An 8,471-nucleotide genomic window follows, 5' to 3' on the forward strand; every position below is an offset into this window, starting at 1 on the left:
TCACGCAAGCGGACCAGTCGAAGCTGCGCGCAGCGGGCTACGACGCGCCGTTCCTGACGGTGCAGGAAGGGGTGGATCGTTACGTGCGTTGGCTTGCGCAGTAGCGAGCCTGATTTGCGTTGCTGCGCAGCGTCGCACGTAGGCTAGTTAAATAACAGGCAATTAAGTTGCCGAAAGAAGTGTCGGAGAGGCTGATGCAATCGGACAATTTGTTCGAAACGGTTGATACTCGTCATGGGCGGGTAACACTATTCGCTAACGATACGGGGGCTATCAGCGATTCGTTACGTCTGTATGGCGAATGGGCGCAAAACGAATTAAGTTTCATGTTGTCAATGGTGCATCCAGGCGACACAGTTATAGACGTTGGTGGCTATATTGGTACGCATACCCTAGCGTTCGCCCGTCATGTGGGGGAGCATGGACATGTCGTTACAATCGAGGCGCAGGCACGCAGCTTTGAATTGCTGAGCCGAAACATCCAGGATAACGGCCTCACGAACGTCAGGGCCGAAAACGCGATCGCTTCCGAGGTGGGGAAGGAAGAGCATATTCCCGCGATCGATATCGAAACGCCGGCGAGCTACGGCAGCGCATCGTTGCGGGACGTATTCGTACCGGGGGCGGGGCATCAAGAGTCCAGCGGCGCAGCGGAATTCTGGGTGAAGTCGATCGCCCTCGACGAACTGCCTGTCGCTTCCTGTGCGCTGGTCAAGATCGACGTGGAGGGTATGGAGGACATGGTCTTGCGCGGCGCTGGGGAATTGATTCGCCGCCATGAACCTGCGATTTATGCGGAGTGTAACTCGCTCGAAGACGGTCTGCGCTGTTTCAGGTTGTTGAGGGAGTACGGATATCGGGTCCGGGCACATGTTGTACTGGCGTTCAACGAGGATAATTTTCTGCACTGCAGCCGGAACGTTTTCATGGGAGCACGGGAAGTCGCGCTTGTGGGAACGTCCGAGGCGTCCGATCCGCTCGAAGGTTACTCAGTTCGTCCTTGTGAACTGCTGCTCGATATTGAGACCGCAGACGACCTGGCGCTTGCACTGCTGAATAAGCCGCAGTATGACCATGAGGTACTGCGCGCCAGCGCGGCCGCGCGCTCAGGTGGCGTCGCAGCGCTGGACGCTGCTGTCGCATTGAGGGAGTCGGTCCGCCCGGCAGCAGAGAAGGAAGAGCGAATTGTGCGGGATTTGAAAGAGCAGCACGCGCAGGAACTCGACCAGCGTGAACGCAAGATTGCTGAGATGGCGGAAGAGAACAGCAGACTACGTGCTGAGGTGGTCCAGCTCCGCGCAGAAGTCGTTCACGCGACGGAGTCGGAGCGTTCGGCACGGGAAGCTTCGGCGGAACTGACGAGGACTGTCGAGCAGGTCCGACAGTCGCTAAGTTGGCGCCTAACGGCACCACTTCGCGCGTTAAGCAAAAAGAATACAGATCGCTGACCGAATGTGGTCGCGGATCGAAAGATACACCGGGGCCTTCGGGTTGGTAGGAACGTTTTTGAGGCGATGAAAGGATGAGAATCGTTATCGGTCTGGTAGAGCATATCGGCGACATCGTCGCGTGTGAGCCGGTTGCCCGCTATCTGAAGATGAAATACCCCGACAGCACCGTGGCATGGGTTGTCAACAAAGTGTATCGCGAGCTTATTGATTCGAATCCTTACGTCGATGAGACGGTGGCCGTCGATTGCCTGACAGACTGGATCAAGATCTCCCGGCATGGGGGGTACGATAAGGTCGTCGATCTGCACGTCAATTACCGGATCTGTTCGCATTGTCGGGTTCCGTTGATCAAGGAGCAGGGCAATCCATTCATTAACGCCTACGAATGGCTGGACTATGGCGCGTTGCTCGAAGCGTTCACGATGGGCGCCGGGCTGCCGAAGCTTTCCGCGCCCCCGCGGCTTTACATCGACGACGCAAACCGCCGTGCGGTTGACTCGCTGGAACTTCCGGAGCAGTACTGCGTGATTCACCGCGAGTCGAACAATGTCGACAAAGACTGGACTAGTGAAAACTGGCAGGCTTTGGCGCGCTGGATTGCGACGGAACTGAAACTGCCGATCGTGGAGATCGGAGTGAGCAAGGAAGGCGAACCTTCGCCGTTGGCCGCACTGGCTATCGATCTGAGGAGCCGTACGAGCATTCTCGCAACCGCGGAGATTATTCGTCGCGCACGCTTCTTTATCGGCGTCGACAGCGGCCCGTCGCATCTCGCGAACGCGGTATGCACGCCTGGCGTCGTCTTGCTCGGCCGCATGGGTGCGTTTCGTCAATACACGCCCTATACGGGCCTTTACGGCAGCGACGCGCCGGAGGTCAAACTCGCCCGCAACCTGCTCGGCCCCGCGCGCGAGTTGCCGGTCCAGGATGTCATCGAGGCCACGCACTATGTAGCCAATATTCTCAACGGACGAGGGGAGGGCACAGTGAGCAGCCCGGCGCCCAAGGCGCTGCCAAAGGCGATCGCCTTTGACGATACGGACATCGCGCTGTTGCGTCAGTCTTCCCTTTACGATCCGGCCTGGTACCTGTTGCACCACCCGGACGTCGAGATGTCAAAAATGGATCCGGCCGAGCACTACCTGACCATCGGCGGTGCGCTTGGGTACCGTCCCGGTCCAGATTTCGATGCCAAGCAGTACCTTAAGCGCAATGGGGATGTGGCCGCTTCGGGCATGAACCCGGTGCTACATTACATACGTTTCGGCGAACTCGAAGGTCGCGCTGGCGCGGTGCAGACACAGCCGGCAGGGAGGCAGCACGACCTCAAGCTTGAGGGCAGCGGCCGTTCGCTATACGCGGATCCTCCGCGCCTGTCGGACGCGCTGGAGCAGCCCTCCATCGCGCTGTCGTCGCGGGAGGCCCAGGTGCCGGATGCCGAACTGCCTCGTACGTTCGCGTTCTATCTGCCGCAATTCCACCCGATTCCCGAGAACAATTGGGCACATGGCCCCGGCTTTACCGAGTGGAACAACGTCATCAAGGCAAAGCCGCTCTTCAAGGGTCATTACCAGCCGAAGATTCCCGGTGAACTTGGCTATTACGATTTGCGCTCGTTCGACGTCATGCGCCAGCAGGTCGAACTGGCGACGGAGTACGGCATTTCAGGCCTGTGCTTCTACTATTACTATTTTCACGGCAAGAAGCTGCTTTACAAGCCGATCGAGAATTACATCAATTCCGATCTGAAAATGCCGTTTTTCTTCCTTTGGGCAAATGAGAACTGGAGCAAGCGCTGGGATGGCGGCGACAACGAGGTCATCATCGCGCAGCAGCACTCGAAGGAAGATGACGTTGCTTTCATCCGGGAACTGATGCCCGTTTTTGAGGACGACCGTTACACGAAAGTGAACGGCAGGCCGGTGCTGTGCATTTACAAGGCACATTTGTTCCCAGACATTCTCAGCACTACCGAGATCTGGCGTGACGAGATGGTCCGCCGCGGATTCCCCGGAATCTATCTGGTGATGGTCGACGACTGGACGCCTGAGCCGCCACAACCGCGACAACTCGGCTTCGATGCGAGCTACGAGATTCCTTCGAACGTGGTGCCTTCCGACGTGCTTAGCCGTGAGACCGACTCGCTCGACCTCCCGGAGAATTTCACCGGTCGGATCGTCGACTACGACAGATTTGCGCGATTCCACATGAGTCGGCCGGCGCCGGAGTACCGCCGGTGGCGCACCGTGATGCTGCCTTGGGACAATACCCCGCGCTATGGTTCGCGGGCGCTTGTACACGTCAATACGGAAGGCGACTCTTACCGGTTGTGGCTCGCACAGGCATTGCTCGACACCTACAGGCGCTACCCCGCTGAGGAGCGGATTGTGTTCCTCCATTCGTGGAACGAATGGTGCGAAGGAACCTACCTTGAGCCGGACGGTCGGCGTGGGCGACGCTATCTTGAAGAAACGCGTGACGCGATCGCCGACGTGAAGAACGTTCTCGCGCTGCAAGGCAGCGAGGAGTACGCGCGCGCGTTGGCGTTGCTCGAGCGGGTCCAGCGTGTGAAGGACGAGGGCGCGTACCGGATTCTCCAGGCTGCGCGTGCGCAATCCGGCATACTGTGGCGGGAGCGGGAGGAGTTGCGTACCGAGCTTGCGACCGCACGAGCGGCGAAAGAGAGTGAGGATGCTGCTCGTTCGGCAAAAGAGAGCGATGCCGCTCGTTCGGCGAAAGAGAACGAGGATACCGCTCGTTCGGCGAAAGAGAGCGATGAACCGGTCAATTCGGGGAGGCCCGCGTTAGGAACAGTAAAGCACCGGTTACGCCGGATAATTACCGACCGACGTTGACGATGCTGCGGCGCGCAAGGTCGCCTGTGAGCAAGGCGGCTTTGGGTGCCCGGCGTTCCTGCAGTGACGCTCGGAACAGAATGACCGACGTATGGGGCCTGGCCGTACCACGGCTCGCACGTGAAATGCGCCCTCGGGCGAGCCCGGAAAACCGGCTGAACGACACCGGCGGTGCGTTGCTTTGACGTAGCGGCGCGCTTTGCACTTGCTTGTTGACCCAGCCCCTGACTTTCTTCCTTTCCAGATGAGCGTGACGACTTCCCCTGCGACGTCCGTTGGCATCGCAATGTGTACATGCAACGGTATCGCGTTCCTGGATGCGCAACTGCGGTCTTTCACCGATCAATCGCGCCTGCCGGATCAGATCGTTGTGAGCGATGACCGCTCCGACGACGGCACCTGGGAACATCTTGTCGAGTGGAGTGAACGTGTACGCTCGTCTACGGGCATACGGGTCGCGCTGCTGCGCAATGAGAAGCGGTTAGGTGTGGCGCGCAACTTCGAACAAGCAATACGCGCGCTCGATACCAGCATTATCTTTCTTGCCGATCAGGATGACGTTTGGGCGCATGACAAGATCGCTGTCATGGCCTCCTACCTGGAGACACACTCTGGGGCACTTCTCGCGCATTCCGATGCGATCTTGATTGACGAGGATGACCGGGATCTCGGACAAACGCTATTCCAGTCGCTGTATCTCTCATCTGCAGAACGCGCGCTCGTTCAGCAGCAGCGCTTCTTCGAAGTCTATTGCCGCCGCAATCTCGTGACGGGGACGGCCACTGCATTCCGGTGCGAACTGCTTGCCTTGGCGTTGCCTTTCCCTTCCGAATGGCTCCATGACGAGTGGCTCGCGGCCTGTGCAGCGGCGTGGAAAGCGGTCGCGATGTTGCCGGAAAATCTAGTCCGCTATCGGCAACATGGCCGCAATGCAATTGGCGTCCCAACGGGGAGGATTTCATGGCTCGCCGCTTATGTGCGGCGTGCGATTGCGTTGCCGCGCGACCGGTATCTTGAGCGCAAGGTCTCACGATTCGGGGTATTGCACCAGCGACTGGTCGAAACACAGTTTGCTCGCGCTGACGCGTTGGTGATTTTAACCGAAGCCGAGCAGCACTTTATCCGCCGGAGCGGGTTCCCGCGCAATCCGATACAACGGGTTGTTTCGATCATGAGAGAGGCGCGCACCAGGAGTTACCAACGCTTTGCCGACGGTGTGGCTGGCATGGTGCGCGACCTTATTAACCGCTAGTGTGGCGAGCGGGAAAGTCGTATTACTCGCTGTTTTGCGAGCATGCACTCCAACGAGGTCCTGAACGTGCAATTGGCGGTATTTGCTAAAATTCGCCTTTCTCGGCCATAAATCTCATGAAAAATAGCAGATTGCTCATCGCAGGGATCCTTGCGCTTCAGGCTCTTGTGGCTTGGTCACGCGTTCACTCATCTGCATTTTTCCTTGATGATTTTCTAAATTTCGAGCTCTTTCGGGAATACGGCGGCATAACTCTCCGGTACCTCGTGCGGGACGTGTTTGGCCAGGTCGCACCAGGCTACCGGTTGGTGCAAGGTGCTTTCTTTGATCTGTTCGGCATGCGGTATGGCTACGCAATGACGATCTTGATCGGCCTGTCCATGCTTTCGACATGGCTCATGTATGTCATGCTCCGTCGTTTTGGATGCAGGAATTGGGCGATATTCTGCGGCCTCGTTATCTATGTCATGGCGCCGCAGTTGACCGCCTCTCAGGTCTGGTGGAGCGCTGCCGTTCATACGCTGTTCTCTACCGCATTCGTTCTGGCATCGGCTGTTTGTCTGGCTGGGCCCGATGGCCGCGGGCCCTCAGGAGGCGGACGTATCATGTCCGTTGCCTACTTCGCGATGGCCCTTCTGTTCACGGCAAAGGTGGTATTCACGTTAATCTTTTTGGCTGGAATCGTCCTTTACACGCAAAGGGAAGTGTCAGTCCGAGAAGCATTGACTTATGCGATACGCGTATTTGTGCCGTTCCTTGTCCCTCTCGTTCCGTACGCATGGATGGTCATCAGATTCTCGCCTGCTCCGGGAGGATCGGTAGCAACGTACAAGCTAGGCAGCATTGCGCCGTATGCATGGACGCAGATTGGGGATACCACGCTTGCCGCAATGTTTGGATTGGGGAGTCACGGGATTGCCATGCCCGCGGCAGGTCTGATTCCGGCCATTCTTGTGCTGTGCATCATGATTGCAGCCGCAAGAAAAGAACGGGCCATACTGCTGGTTTGGGGCGGTGTTGTTGGCTACATCGTAGCGTCGACAGCGTTGATCGCAATCGAGCGTGCCGCTGTATTCCCAGAAGGCGCCTACCAAGCACGATACTGCGTAGAGAACATCACGTTCCTCGTGATTGCCTGCGTTGTCGCCTTATCGAGAATCGAACTCGGAAACTCTGGGCGTTGGGTTGCCGTGCCCGCTGCAATCGTAATTGCTAGCAATCTTCAGGTGCAAAGCGCCAGGGCCGCGCCAGATAGGATGATCGCCTTCGCCCGTCAGTACGTGAACAACCTGCAAGTTTCATTGGACGAAGCGAAAGATGTTCCCGACGTCGTCATTTTGGATTCGGTTGTGCCTGACGATCTGATGCCAGCGTGGATGGAGCACTATCGGCGCACAGATATGTTTTTGCCACTCTTTACTTCTTGCTACCTGATCGCCGGCCCTGAGCGCGCCACCTATCGGGTGGATGGGGTGGGGCGGCTCGAGAAGATTAACCGGTAGGCTGTCTGCCGAGGTAATGGCTGGCCTTAGTTGAAGCGCTACCTTCGCTCGTCGTTGGGGGCGAGGCGGTGCGCCAAGAAATGCCCCTCGCGTCACCGACGTACGATGTGCCTGTGTTGACTGAGGTCAGCCCCATCTGTCATCTGCCAAAGTGAATCCGAGCCGATTGGCCTTCCATTTCATTGGCTGTGTTCGCACTTGCATGCGATCCCGCTTAGACCGTTTCCCGTTGGCAAAGAAGGCGGCTCACTGAGCAAACTGCCCGCTAGGTGTCACATTGGCTGCACAACCGTGCATCTCCCTTAATCTATAATGACCCTTCCTTACCGCGGAGGAAGGTTATGTCGCTTTTGAACGCCGCTCGGAAGTTTTTGAAAGACGATGCTCCTGTAACGGATTCGAAATCAGATTGGAAGGCGCAGCGAAAGTTTTCGCATCCGGAGCGATACACGAAGAACTATGCGAAGTACGTTGCCTTGGGCGGGCTGGTAAAGCCGGAAGAGGATGCCGCGAGGTTTGCAAACGGCCTGGATTCCCACAACGGCGACATGGCCCGGTTTTATTCGCTCTGTCTTATCTCCGACCTGGTAGCCAAGCAAAAGGTACCGGGTGATTTCGCCGAGTTGGGTGTATGGCAGGGTAATACCGCCGAACTCCTGGCCGCCTTCGCGCGTCGTCAGCAACGAACGCTCTACCTGCTCGATACCTTCGAAGGTTTCCCCGAAGAAGATCTCGACCATGACGAAAAGCACCTGTCCGGGATTTTCAAAGATACGAGCTTTGAAGCTGTAAAACGACGCGTTGGTGAGGAGCGGACCGTATTCGTGAAGGGTCACTTTCCTGAAACGGCAACGCAATTGCCTGACGACGGCCAATACGCCATCGTGCACATCGACTGCGATCTATACGTTCCGATGGTTGCGGCTTTGGAGTATTTTTATCCTCGCATGTCGCCGGGCGGCTTCATCCTCATGCATGACTATGGAAGTCTCTGTTGGGATGGGGCGGAGAAGGCTGTCGATGAATTCTTCTCCGATAAGGCCGAGGGCGTCATGCCATTGCCGGATCTCTGCAGTACTGTTGTCATGCGGAAGAACAAGAAAGCTCTCTACCGATAAATTCCAATATGCGCACGTATTCCATGCAGCACTGGGAGTGATCACAGCTACCTGTTGTACTGCCCACTCCAATCGCCTTTGAATCGTAAACAATATCTTGCGCCTAGCGGGCGCAATTCAGGCAGGAATTTGAATATTTCGTTACCGTGAAGGGCCGCCGCCTACCTGGCCCAAATCAGCAATGGTGCCGGCTGGCTTAAGGCATCTCGTTATACAGAAGTATCGTACCCGTCGCGCAGGATCTGGATGGTGATCACCGCATCCATGACGCGCTGCATGCCAATCCACAGTGT

At 57.3% G+C, this 8,471-nt stretch carries 5 protein-coding genes; all 5 read left to right on the plus strand.

The window, feature by feature from the left end; translation table 11 throughout:
• Positions 1–194 precede the first annotated feature (194 nt).
• Positions 195–1,448: an FkbM family methyltransferase gene (locus tag C7411_RS36540; protein ID WP_110389005.1), complete on the plus strand. Its 1,254-nt coding sequence runs from the start codon at positions 195–197 to the stop codon at positions 1,446–1,448.
• Positions 1,449–1,522: 74 nt separating this feature from the next.
• Positions 1,523–4,306, plus strand: a complete 2,784-nt coding sequence (locus tag C7411_RS36545) for a glycoside hydrolase family 99-like domain-containing protein (protein ID WP_110389006.1) — start codon at positions 1,523–1,525, stop codon at positions 4,304–4,306.
• Between the two features lie 250 nt (positions 4,307–4,556).
• Complete coding sequence (locus tag C7411_RS36550) at positions 4,557–5,558, plus strand: glycosyltransferase (protein WP_243413479.1); 1,002 nt, start codon at positions 4,557–4,559, stop codon at positions 5,556–5,558.
• 116 nt (positions 5,559–5,674) lie between these two features.
• Positions 5,675–7,060, plus strand: coding sequence for a hypothetical protein (locus tag C7411_RS36555; protein ID WP_133253760.1), 1,386 nt, complete (start codon positions 5,675–5,677; stop codon positions 7,058–7,060).
• 341 nt (positions 7,061–7,401) lie between these two features.
• On the plus strand, positions 7,402–8,178 hold the full coding sequence (locus tag C7411_RS36560) for a TylF/MycF/NovP-related O-methyltransferase (protein ID WP_110389009.1): 777 nt from the start codon (positions 7,402–7,404) through the stop codon (positions 8,176–8,178).
• The last annotated feature ends 293 nt before the right edge of the window (positions 8,179–8,471 follow it).

The organism is Paraburkholderia silvatlantica (assembly GCF_003096715.1).
Lineage (GTDB): Bacteria > Pseudomonadota > Gammaproteobacteria > Burkholderiales > Burkholderiaceae > Paraburkholderia > Paraburkholderia silvatlantica.

Bases quoted from the DNA above. Each gene is read 5' to 3' on its own strand.
- C7411_RS36540 (WP_110389005.1), top strand. From the start codon at position 195: ATGCAATCGGACAATTTGTTCGAAACGGTTGATACTCGTCATGGGCGG.
- C7411_RS36555 (WP_133253760.1), top strand. From the start codon at position 5,675: ATGAAAAATAGCAGATTGCTCATCGCAGGGATCCTTGCGCTTCAGGCT.
- C7411_RS36545 (WP_110389006.1), top strand. From the start codon at position 1,523: ATGAGAATCGTTATCGGTCTGGTAGAGCATATCGGCGACATCGTCGCG.
- C7411_RS36560 (WP_110389009.1), top strand. From the start codon at position 7,402: ATGTCGCTTTTGAACGCCGCTCGGAAGTTTTTGAAAGACGATGCTCCT.